The organism is Actinocorallia herbida (genome assembly GCF_003751225.1).
Lineage (GTDB): Bacteria > Actinomycetota > Actinomycetes > Streptosporangiales > Streptosporangiaceae > Actinocorallia > Actinocorallia herbida.
The window spans coordinates 7,041,092-7,060,794 of the sequence record NZ_RJKE01000001.1 but is presented as its reverse complement, the minus strand read 5'-3'; the positions used below and the strand labels follow the sequence as shown (position 1 = coordinate 7,060,794).

General features: G+C 72.1%; 18 protein-coding genes. 10 read left to right on the top strand and 8 right to left on the bottom strand.

Features of this window, described 5'->3' with window-relative positions:
• Positions 1–6 precede the first annotated feature (6 nt).
• The 3 genes from EDD29_RS32310 to EDD29_RS32300 all read left to right on the top strand — a co-directional run bounded on the left by EDD29_RS32310 (position 7) and on the right by EDD29_RS32300 (position 3,600).
• Positions 7–1,473 (top strand): sodium/solute symporter, encoded by a 1,467-nt coding sequence (locus EDD29_RS32310; RefSeq protein WP_123668062.1) that lies wholly within the window; start codon positions 7–9, stop codon positions 1,471–1,473.
• A 175-nt stretch (positions 1,474–1,648) separates the two neighbouring features.
• The gene (locus EDD29_RS32305) at positions 1,649–1,969 is read left to right on the top strand and encodes a DUF485 domain-containing protein (RefSeq protein ID WP_123668061.1); all 321 of its coding nucleotides are present in this window, start codon (positions 1,649–1,651) and stop codon (positions 1,967–1,969) included.
• Positions 1,966–3,600, top strand: coding sequence for a solute symporter family protein (locus EDD29_RS32300; protein ID WP_123668060.1), 1,635 nt, complete (start codon positions 1,966–1,968; stop codon positions 3,598–3,600). The genes EDD29_RS32305 and EDD29_RS32300 overlap by 4 nt, the downstream gene beginning before the upstream one ends.
• Before the next feature lie 398 nt (positions 3,601–3,998).
• Here EDD29_RS32300 and EDD29_RS32295 read toward each other — a convergent pair whose 3' ends face one another.
• The 3 genes from EDD29_RS32295 to EDD29_RS32285 all read right to left on the bottom strand — a co-directional run bounded on the left by EDD29_RS32295 (position 3,999) and on the right by EDD29_RS32285 (position 6,696).
• Positions 3,999–4,883, bottom strand: coding sequence for a phosphotransferase (locus EDD29_RS32295; protein WP_246053516.1), 885 nt, complete (start codon positions 4,881–4,883; stop codon positions 3,999–4,001).
• A 77-nt stretch (positions 4,884–4,960) separates the two neighbouring features.
• The gene (locus tag EDD29_RS32290; protein ID WP_123668058.1) at positions 4,961–5,752 is read right to left on the bottom strand and encodes an ABC transporter permease; all 792 of its coding nucleotides are present in this window, start codon (positions 5,750–5,752) and stop codon (positions 4,961–4,963) included.
• Complete coding sequence (locus EDD29_RS32285; RefSeq protein ID WP_123668057.1) at positions 5,749–6,696, bottom strand: ATP-binding cassette domain-containing protein; 948 nt, start codon at positions 6,694–6,696, stop codon at positions 5,749–5,751. The genes EDD29_RS32290 and EDD29_RS32285 overlap by 4 nt, the downstream gene beginning before the upstream one ends.
• Positions 6,697–6,783: 87 nt before the next feature.
• On the opposite strand from EDD29_RS32285, the gene EDD29_RS32280 reads away from it, so the two are divergent.
• Positions 6,784–7,512 carry a TetR/AcrR family transcriptional regulator gene (locus tag EDD29_RS32280; protein WP_170201673.1) on the top strand — a complete coding sequence of 243 codons (729 nt, stop codon included), beginning with the start codon at positions 6,784–6,786 and terminating at the stop codon, positions 7,510–7,512.
• 41 nt (positions 7,513–7,553) lie between these two features.
• A complete protein-coding gene (locus EDD29_RS32275) occupies positions 7,554–9,728 on the top strand; it encodes a TerD family protein (RefSeq protein WP_123668055.1) in 2,175 nt (724 codons plus the stop codon).
• A 590-nt stretch (positions 9,729–10,318) separates the two neighbouring features.
• Here the strand turns inward: EDD29_RS32275 and EDD29_RS32270 are convergent.
• A complete protein-coding gene (locus tag EDD29_RS32270; protein ID WP_123668054.1) occupies positions 10,319–10,855 on the bottom strand; it encodes a hypothetical protein in 537 nt (178 codons plus the stop codon).
• Positions 10,856–10,989: 134 nt separating this feature from the next.
• On the opposite strand from EDD29_RS32270, the gene EDD29_RS32265 reads away from it, so the two are divergent.
• From EDD29_RS32265 to EDD29_RS32255, 3 genes are all read left to right on the top strand, one after another.
• Positions 10,990–12,531, top strand: a complete 1,542-nt coding sequence (locus EDD29_RS32265; RefSeq protein ID WP_123668053.1) for an FUSC family protein — start codon at positions 10,990–10,992, stop codon at positions 12,529–12,531.
• Positions 12,532–12,554: 23 nt separating this feature from the next.
• Complete coding sequence (locus EDD29_RS32260) at positions 12,555–13,052, top strand: MarR family winged helix-turn-helix transcriptional regulator (protein WP_211360055.1); 498 nt, start codon at positions 12,555–12,557, stop codon at positions 13,050–13,052.
• 116 nt (positions 13,053–13,168) lie between these two features.
• Positions 13,169–13,843: a hypothetical protein gene (locus tag EDD29_RS32255; protein ID WP_123668051.1), complete on the top strand. Its 675-nt coding sequence runs from the start codon at positions 13,169–13,171 to the stop codon at positions 13,841–13,843.
• A 6-nt stretch (positions 13,844–13,849) separates the two neighbouring features.
• Here EDD29_RS32255 and EDD29_RS32250 read toward each other — a convergent pair whose 3' ends face one another.
• From EDD29_RS32250 to EDD29_RS32240, 3 genes are all read right to left on the bottom strand, one after another.
• Positions 13,850–14,749, bottom strand: a complete 900-nt coding sequence (locus EDD29_RS32250; protein WP_123668050.1) for a lysylphosphatidylglycerol synthase transmembrane domain-containing protein — start codon at positions 14,747–14,749, stop codon at positions 13,850–13,852.
• Between the two features lie 115 nt (positions 14,750–14,864).
• Positions 14,865–16,151, bottom strand: a complete 1,287-nt coding sequence (locus EDD29_RS32245) for an ArsB/NhaD family transporter (RefSeq protein WP_123668049.1) — start codon at positions 16,149–16,151, stop codon at positions 14,865–14,867.
• Between the two features lie 144 nt (positions 16,152–16,295).
• Positions 16,296–16,787: a CBS domain-containing protein gene (locus tag EDD29_RS32240; protein WP_246053112.1), complete on the bottom strand. Its 492-nt coding sequence runs from the start codon at positions 16,785–16,787 to the stop codon at positions 16,296–16,298.
• Between the two features lie 207 nt (positions 16,788–16,994).
• On the opposite strand from EDD29_RS32240, the gene EDD29_RS32235 reads away from it, so the two are divergent.
• Together EDD29_RS32235 and EDD29_RS32230 are read left to right on the top strand one after the other, a co-directional pair.
• Entirely contained in the window at positions 16,995–17,975 is a 981-nt protein-coding gene (locus EDD29_RS32235; protein WP_246053111.1) for a HAMP domain-containing sensor histidine kinase, read from the top strand.
• Positions 17,976–17,977: 2 nt separating this feature from the next.
• A complete protein-coding gene (locus EDD29_RS32230; protein ID WP_211360054.1) occupies positions 17,978–18,643 on the top strand; it encodes a response regulator in 666 nt (221 codons plus the stop codon).
• Between the two features lie 18 nt (positions 18,644–18,661).
• On the opposite strand, the gene EDD29_RS32225 is transcribed toward EDD29_RS32230, so the two are convergent.
• Positions 18,662–19,528 (bottom strand): hypothetical protein, encoded by an 867-nt coding sequence (locus tag EDD29_RS32225; protein WP_123668045.1) that lies wholly within the window; start codon positions 19,526–19,528, stop codon positions 18,662–18,664.
• Positions 19,529–19,703: the final 175 nt, after the last annotated feature.

The following is a 19,703-nucleotide window of genomic DNA, read 5'->3' as shown; positions in this document are numbered from 1 at the left end:
GGCCGGGTGAACGCCGCGGCCGTCGCCGCGGTCGCGGTCGCGACCCTCCTCGCGGGCTTCTACGGGCTGCGCCTCTCGCGCACCACCTCGGACTTCTACGTGGCCTCGCGCGGGGTGTCGCCGCTGGCGAACGCGTCGGCCATCGGCGGCGAGTACGTCTCGGCCGCCTCCTTCCTCGGCATCGCGGGCCTCGTGCTGGCCGGCGGCGTCGACATGCTGTGGCTGCCGGTCGGCTGGACCGGCGGGTACCTCGTGCTGCTGGTGCTGGTCGCGGCCCCGCTGCGCCGCTCGGGCGCCTACACCCTGCCGGACTTCGCCGAGGCGCGGTTGGAGTCGATGGCGGTGCGGCGGGCGGCGAGCCTCCTCGTGGTGCTCATCGGCTGGCTGTACCTGCTGCCGCAGCTCCAGGCGGCGGGCCGGGTGCTCGCCTCGGTGACGGGCGGGCCGCCCTGGGCGGGCGGCGCGCTGGTGGCCGCGGTCGTGATCCTCGGCGTGGTCGCGGGCGGAATGCGCAGCATCACCCTCGTCCAGGCGCTCCAGTACTGGCTGAAGCTCACCGCGCTGGGCGTCCCGCTGGTGTTCCTGCTGGCCGCGTGGCGCGGCGACGGCGCCCCCGGCATCGCCGACACGTCCTGGCTGCTGCCCGGCGACGACGGGCTGTACTCGACGTACTCGCTCATCCTCGCGACCTTCCTCGGCACGATGGGGCTGCCGCACGTGCTCGTCAGGTTCTACACCAACCCGGACGGGAACGCGGCGCGCCGCACGACCTCGGTCGTCCTCGGCCTGCTCGGGCTGTTCTACCTCCTGCCCGCCGCCTACGGGGCACTCGGCAAGATCTACGCGGCCGACCTCGCGGCGGGCGGCTCGCCCGACACCGACACCGTGGTGCTGGAACTGCCCGGCCGGATCGTCGGCGGGACCCTCGGCGAACTCCTCGGGGCCCTGCTCGTCGCGGGCGCCTTCGCGGCGTTCCTCTCGACGTCCTCGGGGCTGACGGTGTCGGTCGCGGGCGTCATCGCGCAGGATCTGTTCCGGGGCGGGGTGCGATCCTTCCGGGCGGCGACCGTCGTGGCGATCGGGGTGCCGCTGGCGCTGGCCCTGGCGGTCCCGTCGTCGCTGCCGGTGGCGACGATGGTCGGGCTGGCGTTCGCGCTCTCGGCGTCGACCTTCTGCCCGCTGCTCGTCCTCGGCATCTGGTGGCGCGGCCTGACCGCGGCGGGCGCCCTCGCGGGCCTGGCGACCGGTGGGATCCTCGCGGGCGGGGCGGTCGTGTGGACCGTGGCGACCGAGCGGGCCGACGGCTGGGTCGCCCAGCCCGGCGCGTGGACCGTCCCGCTGACCTTCCTGGTGATGGTCGCGGTCTCCCGGCGCACCGCGCGCCCGGCGCACACCGCGCGCACGATGGTCCGGCTGCACACCCCGGAGGGCGTGGAGCTTGATCGCGGTGACTGGCGGCCCCGGCGTATCTGACGGGCGCGCCTCCCCGTTCACCGCTTCAGAACGACCGTTCACCGCAGCCGATCTAGAACGGTCGCAGGCTGAACGCGGCTCGCCGATACACCTCTCCTCGGGATCATCTGCGCGGCTTACGTTGTGTGCGCGTCCACCCACAGTGACCCCCATCACATCGGCAAGGAGGTCCCGCATGAGCACGGCTCCCGAGGGATTCAGCGTGTACGAGGAGGTCCGGGCGACCCCGGACTTCGTGCGGCTCAGACACAAGTTCCGGTCCTTCGTCTTCCCCCTGACCGTCGCGTTCCTCGCCTGGTACCTGCTGTACGTGGTGATGTCCGCCTTCGCCCGCGACTTCATGGCCGTTCAGCTGGTCGGCAACATCAACGTCGCGCTGGTGTTCGGACTCCTCCAGTTCGTCTCCACCTTCGCCATCGCCTACTTCTACGCCAGGCACGCCGGGTCCACCTTCGACCCGCTGGCGGAGAGGATCCGGGAGGAGGCGCAGCGATGAGCAACCACACCCTCGCGATCGTGCTGTTCCTCCTCTTCGTCGGCTTCACCCTCTTCCTCACGATCCGCGCCTCCCGGCAGACCAAGGACGCCGCCGACTTCTACGCCGGAGGCCGCTCGTTCTCCGCCGCGCAGAACGGCATGGCCATCGGCGGCGACTACATGTCCGCCGCCTCGTTCCTCGGCATCGCCGGGATCATCGCGCTCAGCGGCTACGACGGATTCCTGTACTCGATCGGCTTCCTCGTCGCCTGGCTCGTCGCGCTGCTGCTGGTCGCCGAGCTGATGCGCAACTCCGGCAAGTACACGATGGCCGACGTCCTGGCGTTCCGGATGCGGCCGCTGCCCGTGCGCACCGCCGCGGGCGTCTCCACGATCGTCGTGTCGATCTTCTACCTGCTCGCCCAGATGGTCGGCGCGGGCGCCCTCGTGGCCCTGCTGTTCGGCCTGACGAGTGAGGCCGCCAAGGCGCTCACCATCGTCGGCGTCGGCATCCTCATGATCGTCTACGTGGTCGTCGGCGGCATGAAGGGCACCACCTGGGTCCAGATCGTCAAGGCGGTGCTGCTCATGGGCGGCGCCACCCTGATCACCCTGCTCGTCCTCGGCAAGTACGGCTTCAACGTCTCCAACCTGCTCGGCGACGCGGCAGAGCAGAGCGGCAAGGGGCAGGCGTTCCTCGAGCCCGGCCTCAAGTACGGGACCGAGGCGCAGGGCCTCGCCGGCAAGCTCGACCTCATCAGCCTCGGCCTCGCCCTGGTGCTCGGCACCGCGGGCCTGCCGCACATCCTCATCCGCTTCTACACCGTGCCGACCGCCCGCGACGCCCGCAAGTCGGTGCTGTGGGGCATCGGCATCATCGGCGTCTTCTACCTGCTCACCCTCATCCTCGGCTTCGGCGCGGCGGCACTCGTCGGGTCGAAGACCATCGCGGAGTCCAACGCGGCGGGCAACACCGCGGCCCCGCTGCTCGCCGAGAAGATCGGCGACCTCCTCTTCGGCGGCGTCGGCGGCACGATCCTGCTGGCGTTCATCGCGGCGGTCGCCTTCGCCACGATCCTCGCAGTCGTCGCGGGCCTGACCCTCGCGTCGTCCTCGTCGGTCGCGCACGACCTGTACGCGCACGTCATCAAGAAGGGCACCGCCACCGAGAAGGACGAGGTCCGGGTCGCGAAGATCTCCGCGTTCGTCATCGGCGCGGTCGCCATCGTGCTCGGCATCTTCGCGCAGCGCCTGAACGTCGCGTTCCTCGTCGCGCTGGCCTTCGCCGTCGCCGCCTCGGGGAACCTCCCCGCGATCCTCTACAGCCTCTTCTGGAAGCGGTTCAACACCGCGGGCGCCGTCGCCGCCATCTACGGCGGCCTCGGCTCGGCGGTCTTCCTGGTGATCTTCTCCCCGGTCGTCTCCGGCAAGGGCGTCGCCCCCGACGGCAAGTCCCTGTCCCTCCTCCCCGCCGACATCGACATCTCCTGGTTCCCCCTGGAGAACCCCGGCCTGGTCTCCATCCCCCTCGGCTTCCTCTTCGGCTACCTCGGCACCATCCTCAGCAAGGAACACCGCGCCGCCAAATACGCCGAAATGGAAGTCCGCTCCCTCACCGGCCTAGGCGCCGAAAAGGCCACCCCCCACTGACCCCCTCTTTCCACCCCGGGGCCCGGCCGACACCGCCGTCAGCCGGGCCCCGGCATTTCCCGGACAATCCCTTCTAAAGCCTTACCGATATCTGCAAACCTGGATGCCTACTCGTCGTCGTGTTTCTGTCACGCCACCCTCGGTAGTCGCACGCCCGTCGGCACCGGCACCGGCACCGAGCCGCTCGTCTCCCGCAACCGCGCCGAATCCGAAGCCCGAGGCAAGGCCGAGGGCAGGGCCGAGGAGGTCCGGGCTCGGATCCCGGGATGCGCGGAGGTCGCGCGGCCGAAGGTCCGGCTGGAGCGGGCGATGGATGCGGCGACCGGTGAAGAGTTCCTGCTCTGATCTCCCTGCCGGTGAGGCGCCTGGTCCGATGCGCGGGCCGGGCGCTTCGGGTTTCAGCGGGTCGCGCGGGGGATGGCGGTCAGGGATTCGGTGCGTTGGGTGGGGGCGGCGGGGGAGGCCGAGGCGGCGAGGATGGAGCTCAGGGTGATGGCGAGGACGCGGGCACGGTGTTCCTGGGCGGGGGTGATGGGGCCGTAGGCGGTGAAGAAGGCGGCGCGGGAGGAGCCGGAGAAGGCGGCGTAGGCGAAGGAGAGGTCGATGGAGGGGTCGGCGGTGCAGAGGTCGCCCCAGTCGATGACGCCGGTGGGGGTGCCGTCGGGGGTGACGAGGAGGTGGCGGAGGTGGAGGTCGCCGTGGGTGAGGACGCGGGTCTCGCCGCCGGGGTCGTGGGCGGAGTCGAGGAGGGACGTCACCGCGGGGTCGGGTTCGTAGAGACCCTGCTTCTCCAGGGCGGTGAGGGTCTCGCGGGCCATGCGGGCTCGGAAGACGGGGTCGGCGCGGCGCATCGGGTCGTGGGGGAGGCCCGGGGGAGGGGTCAGGGAGTGCAGCGTGGAGAGGAACGTGCCGAGTCCCTCGGCGGCCCGCTCCCGCTCCCGCTCGCCGAGTCCGGCGAGGACGAACTCTCGGCCGGCGATGAGCGGGCCGCCGGTGAACGGCCAGGGCGGGTCGCCGCCGTCCTCGCCGACGAACCTCGGGTAGGGGATGGGAAGGGGGAGCCTCCCGGCGAGGGCCGGAAGGAAGGCGATCTCCTTGCGCATCAGGTCGAGGGCCAGCCGTCGGTGCGGGAAGCGGAACGCCCAGCGGCCGTCCACCGAGAAGACCGCGTTGTCCCATCCGGCGTTCAGGAACGCGACGTCGCGGGCCTCGACCTCGGGGAAGCGCCCGACGAGCAGCCGTCGAGCCTTTTCTACCGAGATCTCCCTTTCTGGCGTCCACATCGCCACGGCGTCCCCTCTCCTCAGTGCCAGCGTAAGGCGGGAGGGCCCGGCCGTCGGGGAGACGGCCGGGCGAGGGGTCAGCGTTCGCGGCGGTTGTAGGCGCGGACGGACAGCGGGACGAAGACGGCGAGGAGTACGCCCGTCCACAGGAGGGTCGCGGTGACGGGGTGGGTAAGGGGCCACGCGGAGGAGGGGGCCCCGGGGTTGCCGAACAGGTGGCGCAACGCGGCGACCAGCGCGCTCACCGGGTTCCATTCGGCGATCACCCGCAGCCACGCGGGCATGCCCCCGGTCGGCACGAAGGTGTTCGACAGCATCGTGACGGGGAAGACGAGCGGCACGAACGCGTCGGCGGTCTTGTCGTCCTTGACCGCGAGCCCGAAGAAGATCCCGGCCCAGCCGAGCGCGGTCCGCATGAGCAGGAGCAGCCCGAAGCCGGCGAGGGTCCGCAGGGCGCCTTCGTGCGGGCGCCACCCGACGACGAACGCGCAGCACAGGAGGGTGACCATCCCGGGCAGCGCGATGACCAGGTCGGCGGCGGACTGCCCGAACGGCATGGCCCACCGGGCGATGGGCAGCGAGCGGAACCTGTCGACGACGCCCTTCGTCGCGTCGGTGGCCATGAACATGGTGTTGGCCATGACCGCGGTGAAGGCCACCATGCCGAACATGCCCGGCATGAGGTATTCGCGGTAGTCGCCCCCGCCGGGCACCTGGATGGCGCTGCCGAACACATACCCGAACAGGACGACCAGGACGATCGGCACGATCAGTCCCGCGACGAGCTCGCCGGGCCGGCGGCGGACCTGGGAGATCCGGCGGCCGAACATCGTCATGCCGTCGCCGATCGCGGCGCCGAGGGCGGTCATGCGGGGACTCCTTCGCGGTGGTCGGTGAGCTTGAGGAAGACCTCGTCCAGGGTCGGACGGCGCAGCGTGACGTCGGCGGCGGCGATGCCGGCGGCGTCGAGTTCGCGCACGGCCTCCAGGAGGGTCACCGCGCCGACGGGGAGGCTGAGCCGGCCCGTCTCGGCGTCGGCGTCGGGAGCGCCGGATCCGGCCCAGGCACCGAGCAGGGAGGCGGCGCGGGCGGTGTCGGCCGGGTCGCCGAGGACGACGTCGAGGCGGGTGCCGATCTCCGCCTTGAGCCGGTCGGGGGTGCCGCGGGCGATCACCTTCCCGTGGTCGATGACGGCGATGTCGTCGGCGAGCTGGTCGGCTTCGTCCAGGTACTGAGTGGTGAGCAGGACCGTGGTGCCGTCGGCGACGAGTTCGCGGACGGCGTCCCAGATCTCGCCCCGGCTGCGGGGGTCGAGGCCGGTCGTGGGCTCGTCGAGGAAGAGCACCTCGGGCCGGACGACGAGGCTGGCGATGAGGTCGAGTCGGCGCCGCATCCCGCCGGAGTACCCGCCGACGGGCCGGTCGGCGGCGTCGGCGAGGCCGAACCGCTCCAGGAGTTCGTCGGCGCGGCGCCGGGCGTCGCGCCGGCTCAGGTGGTGGAACCGCCCGAACATGTGCAGGTTCTCGCGGCCGGACAGGTACTCGTCCACGGCCGCGGCCTGCCCGGCGAGGCCGATCCTGCGGCGGACCTCGGCGGACTCGCGCACGACGTCGAATCCGGCGACGCGGGCGCGCCCCTCGGTCGGGTCGGCGAGGGTGGCGAGGATGCGGACGGCGGTGCTCTTGCCCGCGCCGTTGGGCCCGAGCACGCCGCACACGCGGCCGCGTTCGATCTCCAGGTCGAGTCCGCGCAGGGCGTGGGTGTCCCCGTAGCGCTTGTGCAGTCCTTCGGCGATGACGACGGGGTCGTCCATCGATCCCTCCAAATGGGTACGGGGTACGCAGTTATAGGGCCGACTGTAGTTACTGGGTACGATGTACGCAAGTGGAAGGATGCAGGAATGAGCGAGGACAAGGCGAAGCAGATCATCTGGGCCAGGCCCGCCCGGTCGACGCGCGGCCCGAACCCGTCGCTCACCCTCGAGCGGATCGCGCGGGCCTCCGTCGCACTCGCCGACGCCGAGGGCCTCGACGCGCTCACGATGCGCCGCCTCGCCAAGGAACTCGGTACCGGGACGATGAGCCTCTACCGGTACGTCGAGTCCAAGGACGACCTTCTCGACATCATGAAGGACATCGTCCTCACCGAGATCCCGCGGCCCGCCCACCCCGACTGGCGGACCGGCCTCGGCTGGCTGGCCCACCAGATCCGCGCCCAGACCCACCGCCACCCCTGGCTCGCCCAGACCGACGCGCCGTTCCTCTTCCTGAGCCCGCACGGCATCGAGTACGTCGAGTACCTCTACGGGATCATCGACGGCCTGGGGTTGTCGGCGGACGCGATGATGAACGCCGTCTCCACGGTCGTCGCCTACGCCACGGGCGCCGTCCGGCAGGAACTCGCCTCCGCCCGCCGCGCCGCCGACGCGGGAGTCACCGAGGGCGAGTGGATGCGCGCCCACGGCCCGTACCTCGCAACGCTCCTGGCGACCGGCCGCTACCCGCTCATGAAGCGGGTCGTTTTGGAGGCCGATACCCCGCACCTCAGCCCGGAAGAGGGCTTCGAGCAGGGACTCCAGGGCGTCCTGGACGCCGTCGCGGCCGGGCTGCCCGGGGCGTCGGCGCGGTAAATCGGGAGACGCCGGGCAGGGCGGAATGCCACCATCAGGGCATGAGTCGTGATCATGTGGTCGCCGAGATGGTGCTGCGCAAGCGGCGCCGCGTGCTCCTGCCCGACGCGCCCGCGGGAGACGGCCGGGCCGCCGCGCGGCAGGTCGACGCGGTGCTGATGTCCGCGGGGTTCAAGCTGTCCGGGGAGGCCTTGGAGAGGCTGGGCGGCTTCGCGGACGGGATCGTCATCGACCTGGGCGCCGAGATCCTCGACGTCGTCCGGCGCGAGGTCGGCGATCATGTGGCGCACAACGCGTACTTCCGGGACTTTCCGGCCGGAGTGCCGGACACCGTCGAGTTCTGGCTCGACTGCGTCCTCGACGCGCTCGGCGCGCGCACCGTCGAGGAGCTCATGGTCGGCGAGGCAGTGAACCTCCTCGCGCTCCCGAAGTACGGTCGCTATCAGCACGATTACACCGAGATGGTGGCGGCGCACGCGGCGTTCCTGCCTTCGGCCGGCGACCGCCTGACCGTCCTGCGCCTCGGGGGAGACGCGCGGGACGAGGCGCGGGAGCTGTACTTCGCGCTCGCGGGCAGCGCCGTCCCCCTCAATGAGGACGACCTCGTCGATCTCGCCTTCCTCGCCGTGCACTGCGCCGCCGGGCCGCAGCCCGCGGCGATCCCCGTGCGGGAGAACCGCGCGGTCGTCGACCGGGTGCGGCTGGCCGAGGGGCTGCCGCTGCTCGCCGACACCGTCACCGACGTGCTGCGCCTCGCCTGCGCGCTGTCCGACGGCGACGTCACCCTGGAGACCCCGACCCGGTTCCACGGCCTCCGGCGCGCGACGCGGCGCGGCCTCCTCGCCGCGCTCGACGCGATCGTCTCCGCCGCGCCGGGCAAGCTCGGCGACGTGCACGCCCACCGGGAGCCGTGGAAGCGCCTCGGCGAGCGGCTGCACCCGCACGAGTTCCCGCAGTGGCCTTACGCGCAGGACGTGTTCGCCGTAGCCCGCGGGGACAAGCGGGCCACTTCCCTTGCGGGCCGGGTGGAGGCCGCGTTCGCCGCGGACGATGTCCCCGGCGCCCTCGCCGTGCTGTCCACGGCTCCCGGCATGCTGTTCCGCGCGCTCGACCGGCTCGTGCGCACCGCCGCGTCCGCCGACCTCGTCGGTGGCGAGGGCGCCATGGTCGACGCCGTCGTCGCGGCGGTCGCCGAGGCGGCCCCCCGGGTCTCGGGGAGGGTGCTGCTCGGGGTGCGCGAGCACCTGGTGAACCGGCCGCGGGCGCTGGAGCGGCGCGTGTTCGTCAACCGGAAGGGCGGCGCGCACGTCCGCCCCGAGGACCGGGCGCCGCTCCCTCCCGAGGCCGTCGCCCGGCTCCGCGAGATCCTCGACGACGAGGTCCGCGGCAGGCTCCCGATCGCCGGTCCCGTCCTGGTGGACCCCGACATCCTCGACGTCGCGCTCCCGCTGAGCGGCAAGGCCGCCCCGTCGGGGTTCGGGGTGCTGCCGCGCGGCTCGGAGTCGAAGGTCGACGCAGGGCTGCTCCGGTTCTTCACCTACTGGCGGCAGGCCGAGGAGGACACCGACTACGACCTGTCGGCACTGTTCTTCGACGCCGCTTGGGAGAACGGCTCATGGGTGTCCTACACGAACCTGTCCGACGGCGGATCCGTCCACTCGGGCGACGTGACCGAGGCCCCGGAGGGCGCGTCGGAGTTCATCGACATCGACCTCGCCGGGACCGAGGCCGCGCGGATCGTCCCGCAGGTGCACATCTTCAACGGCGAGGGCTTCGCCGAGGTCGCCGAGTCGTTCTTCGGGTTCATGCTGCGCGAGCCGGCGCAGGAGGGCCTGCCGTTCGAGCCGGCGACCGTCCGGATGAAGTCGGAGCTGCGCGGCGGCGGCCGGGTGGCGCTCCCCCTGGCGTTCCTCCGCGACGCCGACGGCTCGTGGCGCGCGAAGTGGCTCCACCTCCACCTCAAGGGCATGCCGTTCGCCAACGCCGTCGAGAACTCCCGCGTCAGCACCGCGACCCTCGTCCGCGCAGTCACCGACCGCGCCCAGACCACCGTCCGCACCCTGCTGGACCTGCTCCCACCGGACACCGTCACCGTCGACGACGGCACCACCCCGGCGGTCCCCGTCACCTACATCGGCCTGGAGCGCCCCGACCACCTGCCGGAAGGCTCCACCGCCTACACCCTCGACCGCCTCGCCGCCCTGATCCCCACCTGACGCCACCACGCAAAAACCCCACGACGCCGGAGATCTCCCCCTGCTACCGTGATCTACGGCGAGGCCATGAGAGCGCTTCCTTCTCCCCTTTCCTTGCAAATGAAATCGCAGCGCTCTCGCCTTCCTCGCCGCCCCGCCTGCCCCGGGCTTCGCGCCCGGGTCCGGCCTCCGGCGTACCCGCCGCTCTGATCGTGCGGGCGAGGCCATGGGCGCGCTTCCTTCTCACCACTCAGCGCCCCCGCTTCCCTCGCCCGCCCCGGGAATCCGCCCAGAACTCCCTGCTAACGTGATCCCGCGGCGAGGCCATGGGCGCGCTTCCTTCTCCCATCGCTTCGGACGATATGCAGCAGCGCTCCCGCCTTCCTCGCCGCCCCACCCCCTTCAAGGCCCTTCACCCGGGCCGAGCCCAGCCGCCGACGCACCGCGCTGAAGCCCGCCGGCGATCCCCGCAGATCACCCGGGATCCGGACGACGGCCACTGCGAGCCGCCCGGCCGCGCCGAAATCCGATCCGGGTGACGACGCCGGCGACCGAGGCCGGAGCCCGATCGGTGACGCGGCACGGGCGCGGGCGGCCGGGCGTAGGCGGGGTCAGGGGGTGTTCACGGGGGATTCGTCCATGCGGAGGTACCAGCGCATGGTGGGTGGGGCCTTGACGCCGAGCATGAGGGAGCCGGTGCCCAGGGCGTTGGTGCGGAAGTTCTCGCCGTCGGGGGAGCTGGTGCGGAGGCGGGTGCGGAGGGGGCCCTTGGCGCAGGGGAGCGAGGTCGTGTCGGTACCGGCGCCCTGGTCGCGGGAGCCGCCGTCACGGGTGTCGACGCGAGTCCAGTGGGTCAGGCGGAAGGCGCCTTTGCCGGCGCAGGTGAGCTGGAAGCTGACCCATTTCTCGTGCACGGGGATCGGGCCGAGCAGGGCGTCGCCGGTGCGGAGGGAGGTGCGGACGAGGGTGGTCCAGCCTTCGGCCCGACGGGCGGGGACGGGCCACGGCTCGATCAGCGGGCGGGTCGGGGTGGGGTCGGCGGCGGGGAGCGCTGCCCGCGGTAGCGCGGGACCCGATCCGTCGGTGCAGGAGGACAGGGCGGCGACGGTGATGAGGGCCGCTGCCGTGGAGACCGTCCGCACGCGCATCAGCCACCGAGCCTTAAGGGTAGAAGAAAAGGTCAAAGAGGGATGAATCGTACAAGGGGGTAGGTGGGTCGGGGTGGTGGGGGCCACATGAGTTTCAAGTGTTTTACTAGTAAAACACTTGGTAGGCTTTGGGTATGGTTCTGGGAGTGTTGCGGCCGAGGTTCCCGCTGTCCGGGGTGTTCCGGGTGGGGCGGGTCGACGAGATCTGGTGGAAGCGGTCGGTCAGCGCGGTGATCGCGCTGGGCGCGCCGTACCTGGTGCTGCTCGCGCTCGGCCGGCTGGATCTGGCGATGTACGTCTCCGCCGGGGCCATGTGCGCGCTCTACACGCATGCGCTGCCCTATCCGCGACGGGCCAGGGTGCTCGCGTGGATCGGTCTGGCGATGACCGCGACCGTGGGCGCCGCCGCCGTGGCGGCCTCCCTGACGGACTCGGCGGTCGTGCTCGTCGTGGTCGCCGCGCTGCTGGCGGCGGTCCACAAGCTCTTCGGCGAGGCCGCCAAGATCGGTGCTCCGGGCAATGTCATCCTGACCTTCATCGGCGCCGCCGTCGCCTTCGTTCCCACGGAGACGGGCCAGATCCCCGGGCACACCGCGCTCGCCGCGCTGGGCGCCCTCATCGCTTGGGCCGTCGTCATGGCGCCCGCCCTGGTCCGTCCTTACGGGCCGGAGAGGCGGGCCGTCGCCGCGGCCTTGGAGGCCGCCGCCCAGATCACCGACGCGCCTTCCCGGCACCGCGCGGCCGCGGCCGTGAACGCCGCCTGGCGGGCCGTCCTCGCCGCCCGGCCTTCCGGGCTGGACAGGCTGCTCGTCCAGGCCGAGGAGGCCCTGTCCAAGGCGCCGGAGACCGCCCGCCTGAACTCCCTGGCCCGTCGGCTGCGCGCCGGGACCGTGCCCGAGGTGGGCCTGTCCGACGCGCAGGTCGCCGAACTCACCGGGCTCGCCGCGGAGCGGCACACCGCCGTGCCCCGGTCCGTGCTGCTCCAGGGGCTGTGGCCGGTGGTGCTGCGGGTGCTGGTCTCGGCGGTGCTCGGGGGCTGGATCTCGCTGCTGCTCGGCGTCGGCCACCCCTACTGGGCGGTGGTCACCGCGGCCGCGGTCTGCCAGGCGAGCGCCGACCTGTCGTGGCGGCGGGCGCTCCAGCGGGCCTGGGGGAACTTCGCGGGCCTCGCGGTCTTTGCCCTGCTGCTCCCGATCAGCCGGACGGGCGCGGTCGCCCTGGTCCTGCTGATCCTCGCCTGCCAGTTCGTCACCGAGGGGATGATCACCCGCAACTACTGGCTCGGCACCGTCTTCGTCACCCCGATGGCCCTGCTCATGACCGAGTTCGCGGCACAGGAGCCGGGCGGAGTCCTGGTCCTGGACCGCGCGCTGGACACCGTCGTCGGGGTCGTCACGGGGCTCGTCGCCTGCCTGCTGGTCACCAACCACCGCGCGGCGCGGCGCACCGAGAGCGCGTTGGAGCGGGTCGACCAGGCCCGCGCCCACGCTGCGGAGGCCGAGCCCGCGCCCGCCGCGGCCGAGCTCGCCTCGGCGCTGGTCGGGCTGCGCGAGGCCGCCGACATCGCGCACGGCGAATGGTGGCGGGGCGGCCTGCCCGAGGAGCGCATCGTGGTCGCCGAACGGGAAGGCCACCGGGAGCTCGCCGCACTACAGTCGGGTGGTCGTCCGGAATAGCCCGGGAGGAGAGGGGGAGACCGGTGGAAGACGTCGTGGCCCGGGTGATGCGGCAGTGGCGGGAGGTCCGGCCTGAGCTGGACCCCGAGCCGATGGGCGTGATCGGCAGGCTGAACCGCTGCGCGCTGCTGCTCCAGCAGGCCGAGGAGACCCCGCTCGCCAGGTTCGGGCTGACCCGTCCTGAATTCGACATCCTCACCGCGCTGCGCCGGGTCGACCACGAGATCACCCCCGGCCGCCTCGCCCGCGAGACCTTCGCGTCCGGCGCCGCGGTGACCAAGCGTGTGCGGGCGCTGGAGGAGCGCGGCCTCGTCGCCCGACGCCCCGACGCCAGGGACCGCCGCGTCGCCCACCTGTCCCTCACCGACGAGGGCGGCGCGCTGATCGACGAGGTGCTGCCCGCCCAGCTCGCCCACGAGGCGTCCGTGCTGTCCGCGCTCGACGACGGCACCCGCGCCGACCTGGCCGACAACCTCTCCCGGCTGCTGATCGTCCTCGAAGGACGGCTCGGCGGTCTCTGACTTCGCCCCGAACGCCCGGTACCTGGTGATCCACTCGCCGAAGTCGGGGAGATTGTTCGACCGCCGGTCACCGGAGATTCCGGATCCGCTCCCGGAAGGTGACCTAGGGTGAGGGGATGGGGGAGATGCACAGCGTGGAGCTGGCGGCGGACGCCGAGCTCGCCTACACCGGTGTCTGGATGAGCGGCCTGCGCGGCCAGCGGATGTTCCGTGAACTCGACCTCGCCGACGCCGATGACGCGGTCCTCGGCGAGGTCGCCGAGATGACCTGGCTGCGGGTGCTGAAGGCGCGCGGACCGTTCACCGACGAGGGCGTGCGGCGCCTGACGGGCCTGCGCGAACTGTTCGACCTGTGGCTCGACTCCGATCGGATCGAGGGCGAGTTCACCCCGCCCGACAGTCCCTTGCGGGTCATGTCGCTGAGCGGCGCGGCCCTGGAAGACAGGTCGCTGAGGCTGGTCGGCCGTTACCCGGACCTGCGCGTGGTCCGCTGGTCGTCGGACACGGCCACCGGCGACGGTCTGGGCTGGCTTCCGCTCGGCGTCCGGATGCTCTACCTGCGGCTGCCGCGCCTCGACGTCGAACGCCTCACCACGCTGGCGCAGCTTCCGTACCTGGGCACCCTGACGTTCTCGGGAACCGCCCCCACGCCCGAGCTGTCCGCCCTGCTGGCGGGCCTCGGCGGTGAGCTGTCCCGGGTGGACTTCCTCGGGGTGGAGCGCCCGGAGCCCGCGGCGATCCGCCCGCTGGCCGAGGCCGGGATCAAGGTGAACACGGCCCAGCCCGTCTGATCCCGGTCAGCCGCCCTGCCGACGGGTCAGCGCCAGCCGCGACGCGGCGATCCCGACCGGCACGGGCGCCCAGTAGGTGATCAGCCGGAACACCAGGACGGCCTGGAGGGCGGGCAGCGCGGCGATCCCGAGCAGGACGAGCGTCCCGGTGAACGCGGCCTCGGTGGTGCCGACCCCGCCCGGCACGGGCACCGCCGCGCCCACGAAACTGCCGACGAAATAGGCCCCGACCAGCACGCCGAACTGCTCCGCGTCGGTCTCGGTGCCCGGCACCGCGAGGACGGACAGGCCGAAGGCCAGCGCGAGGACCACGGCCACGGCGACCGAGGAGGCGAGCACGCCGAACAGGTCGCGGGGCCGCCGGGCGAGGTCGCGCAGCGCCTCCCAGGACTCCCGCAGCGTCTCGCGCGGCGTCTTCCCGCCTCGCCGACGCGCCCTGCGCACCGCCCAGACCCCCGCCCCCGCGATGGCGAGGGCGACGGCCCCCGCCGCGAGCGCGATCCGCGGATCGGCGAGCCCCGCCGCGAACCCCCCGATCCGGTCGGCCACCCCGTCGAGCGCCTCGAGGTCCCCGGTCAGCGCGATCACCGCGAGCACGACGAGGATCCGGCCGATTCCGAGCCCCGCGGCGTAGGCGGTGACGGCGGTCGCGGCGGCGGGCAGGGCCATCCCACAGACCGTCAGATAGCGGGCGTTCACCGCGATGCCGCCGAGGCCGCCCGGGGTGATCCGGGCCGCCGCGGCGGCGGTGAACTGGGTGAGGGTGGTCCGGCCGAGCCCCAGCGGACGGCCCGCGGCGGCGCGCAGGGCGGTGGCCTCGAACACGTAGTGCAGGACGGCGAGCAGCACCAGCACCGGGACGACGCCCCAGTGCATCGCCCGCAGCGCCGCGATGACCGCCTCCATTTCCAGGAGTATCCCCGGTGCCGGATATGCGGACTGTCAGCTTCCGGGACGGGTGCGGCAAAAGGGCCGGGTGGGACGCCGGTCCCGCCCGGCCCCGCCGGACCGCCCGAGCGGGTCAGGCGAGCACGAAGTACCTGAGCCAGACGTACGCCCAGGCCATCGCGGTGGTCATCAGGGTGACCAGCAGGCCGTACTTGGTGAACTGCCAGAAGCTGATCCGGTGCCCGGTCCGCGCGGCGATGCCGATCGCCACGACGTTGGCGCTGGCGGCGATCGCGGTGCCGTTGCCGCCGAAGTCGGCGCCGAGCGCGAACGCCCACCACAGCATCTCGCCGTCGCCGGGGGTGGCCGCGACCATCTGCTCGACGATCGGGGCGACGGTGGCGACGTACGGGATGTTGTCGAAGAACGCCCCGAAGACGGCGGAGCCCCACAGCAGCACGCTGGCCGCCGCGAAGGTGTCGTCGGCGAACGTCGCGGAGATCCACTCGCCGATGGTGGCGATGACCCCGGTGTGCACGAGCCCGGCGACCATCGCGAACAGGCCCATGAAGAACACCAGCGTCGGCCATTCGACCTCGGCCAGCACGTCGTTCACGTCGGTCCTGGACACCAGCAGCATCACCCCGGCGCCGACGAGCGCGACGATCGACGGCTCGACGTGGAACACCGAGTGCAGGGAGAACCCGGCGATCACGAAGCCGAGCACGACGAGGCTGCGCACGAGGAGCTTGCGGTCGGTGATCGCCTTCTTCTCGTTGAGCGCCATCACCGCCGCGACGTGCTCGGGGTGGTACTCGAAGGACTTGCGGAACATCACCCGGGTGAGCAGCACGAACACCACGAAGATGATCACGACGATCGGCGCCATGTGCACCAGGAAGTCGTTGAACGTCAGGCCCGCGCGGCTGCCGATGATGATGTTGGGCGGGTCGCCGATCAGGGTGGCCGCGCCGCCGATGTTCGACGCGAGGATCTCGGCGATCAGGTACGGCTGCGCCGGGATCCTCAGCCGGTCGCAGACCACGACCGTCACGGGCGCCACGAGCATGATGGTCGTGACGTTGTCCAGGAACGGCGAGGCGATCGCGGTCAGCCCCATGAGCATGACCATCAGCTTGTAGGGCCGGCCTTCGGACTTCTTGGCCGCCCAGATCGCCAGGAAGTCGAACAGTCCCGTCTGCTTGATGATCCCGACGATGATCATCATGCCGAAGAGCAGGAAGATGACGTTCCAGTCGATCCCCTCGTGCTCGGAGAAGAAGACCTCGGAGCCGGGGATGATCCCGAGCACGACCATCAGGCCGGCCGCCACGAGGACGACCTTGACCTTGTGCACCTTCTCGCTGGCGATCAGCCCGATGGCGATCGTGAAGATGGAGAGTGCGACGATTCCGGTCACCGGGCGTACCCCGGGGGTCCGGCGCCTTCCGAAGTCCTATTTTTCAGGCATGGAAAGTCGAGATAGTAGGACATCAGATCTCCCAGTATTGAGGAAAGGTGGGGACACGCCGAAGGCGGCGGTCACGCCGCCGCCCGGGTCCTCTTACTCGCCGGTGTCGCCGGGTCCGAGGACGGCAAGGCTGGTGAGCAGCCGGTCAAGGGTGATCGCCCCGATGAGGACGCCGCGCTCGTCCACGACCGCGGCCAGGGGGCTGCGGGTCCGTGCCATCAGCGCCGCCACCTCGAGCAGGTTGGTGTCGGGGGTGACGGTGGTGGGACGGGTCGGCGCCTCGGGGAGGCAGTCGCCGACGGTGCGCTCGCCGAGCTCCTGCCAGAACAGGTCGGCGTGGGCCTCGTCGACGGTGCGGGCGAGCGCCGGGGTCTCCCGGTAGGCTCCCGGGATGGCCAGCCGGAGCACCTGGGTGCCCGGCAGGACCGACCAGGGCTTCCCCCGGTCGTCCACCACGATCAGGCCCGGGAGCTGGCGCACGGCCATGAGCTGCACCGCACGCATCACCGAGTCGTGCACCGTTACCGTGGGCAGGTTCGCGGTGATGTCGCGCGCTCGCATTCCACCATCCAGAGTGATTCTCATGGTCATAAAGACCTCCTCGCCCCTCCATTTTGGGACGAAAAGGACAATCTCACCATCGGGCCGGACCCCCAGATTCGGATGGGGGCGCACCCCCATGTCGGCCCGCCGAAATGGGGGCCGGACCCGATTGACCGACCCGCGGAGCCTGAGGACGCTGGAGTGATGCCGGGAGGACAGGGCCGCCGTTGGGCGGAGCGAGCGCGTGAGGTGAGGGGACCGGGACAGTCGCTGTTCTGGCGGCTCTTCCTCAGCAACGGCCTGGTGTTCGCGGGCGGGACGCTGGTCCTCGCCCTGTCGCCCGCCACGGTATCCGCCCCGGTGGTGTGGAGGGAAGTGCCCGTCCTGCTGGTCGGGCTCGCGCTGATCCTCGCGCTCAACGGGTTCCTCCTGCGGCGCAGCCTCGCCCCGCTCGACCAGCTCGCGACCGTCATGCAGCGGGTCGACCTGCTGCGCGGCGGCGACCGGCTGCCCGACCAGGGCAACGGCGACCTCGCGCACCTGATCGACACCTTCAACCGGATGCTCGACCGGCTGGAGACCGAGCGGACGGCCAGCGCGGGCCGCACCCTCGCCGCCCAGGAGGCCGAGCGGATGCGCATCGCGCGCGAGCTGCACGACGAGATCGGGCAGAGCCTGACCGTCGTCCTGCTCGGGCTCAAGCGCACCGTCGACCGGGCCCCCGACGAGCTCGTGGCCGACCTGCACACCGTTCAGGAGGGCGTCCGGGCCAGTCTGGAGGAGGTCCGGCGGATCGCCCACCGGCTGCGGCCCGGCGTCCTGGAGGACCTCGGCCTGCGCAGCGCCCTCAAGTCCCTCATCAGCGACTTCTCCCGGACCAGCGGCCTGCCCGTGACCCGGCTGATCGACCCAGAGCTGCCCGAGGACCTCGGCCAGGACGTCGAACTCGTGCTGTACCGGGTGGCCCAGGAGAGCCTGACGAACGTGATGCGGCACGCCGGGGCGTCTCGGGTGGAGATGGGCCTGACCCTGCGCGGACGCGACATCGTGCTGTCGATCGCCGACGACGGCAGGGGCGGCGAGCACGTCGAGGGCGCGGGCATCCGGGGCATGCGGGAGCGGGCCGGGCTGATCCGGGCCCGGCTGACCGTGGCGGCCCGCCCGCAGGGAGGCACCCGCGTCACCCTGACGGTGCCAGGACAGGCCGTCGAGGCCGGGAAAGAGAAGTGACCGTGGAGACCACCCGGATCCTGCTGGCCGACGACCACGCCCTCGTCCGCCAGGGCCTGCGCATGATCCTCGACTCCGAGCCCGACCTCGCGGTGGTCGCCGAGGCGGCCGACGGGGCCGAGGCGGTGGAGTCCGTCTGCGGCGGGGGAGCGGAGCCGGGCGGGGTGGACCTCGCGGTGCTGGACATCGCGATGCCCCGGATGACCGGCCTCCAGGCCGCCAGGGAGATCTCCCGGCGGGCTCCGCAGGTCCGGATCATCATGCTGTCGATGTACGACAACGAGCAGTACTTCTTCGAGGCGCTGAAGAGCGGCGCGAGCGGGTACGTCCTGAAATCGGCGGCCGACCAGGACCTCATCGAGGCGTGCCGGGCGGCGATGCGCGGCGAGCCCTTCCTCTACCCGGGCGCGATGACCGCGCTGATCCGGGACTACCTCCAGCGCGAGAGGCAGGGGGAGCGGCTGCCCGACAGCATCCTCACGCCGCGTGAGGAGGAGGTCGTCAAGCTGATCGCCGAGGGCAACTCCACCAAGGAGATCGCCGAGACGCTGTTCATCAGCGTCAAGACGGTCGACCGGCACCGCTCGAACATCCTCGCCAAGCTCGGCATGCGCGACCGCCTCGAACTCGCCAGGTACGCGATCCGCGCGGGCCTCGTCGAGCCCTGAGCCCGGCGGGCGGGGGCCTCAGGACGTGCCGACGAGCCAGTCGGGGTCGGCGCCGAGCCAGGTGCCGGGCAGGGGGGTGGAGGTCCAGCGGCGTCCGTCGAACACCGCGACGCCGTCCGCGCCCGCGCACTGCACGCCGGTGCGGTCCGGGGCCAGGGCGTTGACGCGCAGGGGCGCCTGCTCGCGGGCCCACTTGCGGCCCGTCCAGTGCAGCAGGGCGTCTCCGGCGGCGGCGTAGGCGGTGCCGCGCCAGCACGCCAGCGCGGTGACGGGTCCGGTGCGGGTGTGCCACTCGCGCCAGGTGCGGCCGTCGTGGTGCAGGATCAGGCCCTCGCGATCGCGCGCGCCGGCGGCGAGCAGGTTCTCACCCGTGACGGCGAGGGTCAGCAGCTTGGCGGGACGGCCGGGCACCTCGACGGGTTTCCAGACCGCGCCGTCATGGCGCAGGACGACGTTCGCGGGGAAGCCGTGGCCGACCGCCCAGGGCCCGCGCACGCCCGTCAGCACGTAGGGGAAGCCGAGTTCGGGCGGATCGTCGTCGTGCCATCCGGAGGGGCCGCGGCGCAGCAGCAGGGGGACTTCGGCGAGGCGGAGCCGGTCGAACGCGCCGCCCGCCGCGACCGTGCCGTCGACCGCGGTGAGCACGGCGCCGTGCAGGGCCGCGTCAAGGGGAGGCAGGGCCTCGGTGGTCCACGCCGTCCCGTTCCAGACGAGGACCAGCGGGCCGTGGCCGCGGGCGCCGACCGCGTAGGGCTCGGACACCGCGTGCAGAATGAAGTCGCCGCCGGGATCGGGGACCGGCGTGCGGTGGAAGCCGTCGGCTTCGCGCCGTGCTGCGGCCCCGCGCACCGTCCGCGCCGCGGCGACAGGTCCCCCGACGTTCATGGCGCGAGAATATAGGCGGATGTATCGGTCATGTGCCCTCACCGCCCCGGAACTCTGACCTGCTTTCCTGTTTACCCACAGTAGGTCGGGCTGACTCGGGAAAGGGCGGTTTCGGCATCCCCCGACTCCTCCTGGTCCCGTCCGTGTGCGCGGCGCCGTGCGGCGTCGCTCATAG

Excerpts from the sequence above, each read along its gene's own strand:
- EDD29_RS32300 (WP_123668060.1), top strand. The coding sequence starts at position 1,966 with ATGAGCAACCACACCCTCGCGATCGTGCTGTTCCTCCTCTTCGTCGGC.
- EDD29_RS32290 (WP_123668058.1), bottom strand. The coding sequence starts at position 5,752 with ATGACCGCCCTCGGCGCCGCGATCGGCGACGGCATGACGATGTTCGGC.
- EDD29_RS32305 (WP_123668061.1), top strand. The coding sequence starts at position 1,649 with ATGAGCACGGCTCCCGAGGGATTCAGCGTGTACGAGGAGGTCCGGGCG.
- EDD29_RS32280 (WP_170201673.1), top strand. The coding sequence starts at position 6,784 with ATGAGCGAGGACAAGGCGAAGCAGATCATCTGGGCCAGGCCCGCCCGG.
- EDD29_RS32275 (WP_123668055.1), top strand. The coding sequence starts at position 7,554 with ATGAGTCGTGATCATGTGGTCGCCGAGATGGTGCTGCGCAAGCGGCGC.
- EDD29_RS32225 (WP_123668045.1), bottom strand. The coding sequence starts at position 19,528 with ATGAACGTCGGGGGACCTGTCGCCGCGGCGCGGACGGTGCGCGGGGCC.
- EDD29_RS32255 (WP_123668051.1), top strand. The coding sequence starts at position 13,169 with ATGGGGGAGATGCACAGCGTGGAGCTGGCGGCGGACGCCGAGCTCGCC.
- EDD29_RS32265 (WP_123668053.1), top strand. The coding sequence starts at position 10,990 with ATGGTTCTGGGAGTGTTGCGGCCGAGGTTCCCGCTGTCCGGGGTGTTC.
- EDD29_RS32295 (WP_246053516.1), bottom strand. The coding sequence starts at position 4,883 with ATGTGGACGCCAGAAAGGGAGATCTCGGTAGAAAAGGCTCGACGGCTG.
- EDD29_RS32250 (WP_123668050.1), bottom strand. The coding sequence starts at position 14,749 with ATGGAGGCGGTCATCGCGGCGCTGCGGGCGATGCACTGGGGCGTCGTC.
- EDD29_RS32270 (WP_123668054.1), bottom strand. The coding sequence starts at position 10,855 with ATGCGCGTGCGGACGGTCTCCACGGCAGCGGCCCTCATCACCGTCGCC.
- EDD29_RS32285 (WP_123668057.1), bottom strand. The coding sequence starts at position 6,696 with ATGGACGACCCCGTCGTCATCGCCGAAGGACTGCACAAGCGCTACGGG.
- EDD29_RS32240 (WP_246053112.1), bottom strand. The coding sequence starts at position 16,787 with ATGAGAATCACTCTGGATGGTGGAATGCGAGCGCGCGACATCACCGCG.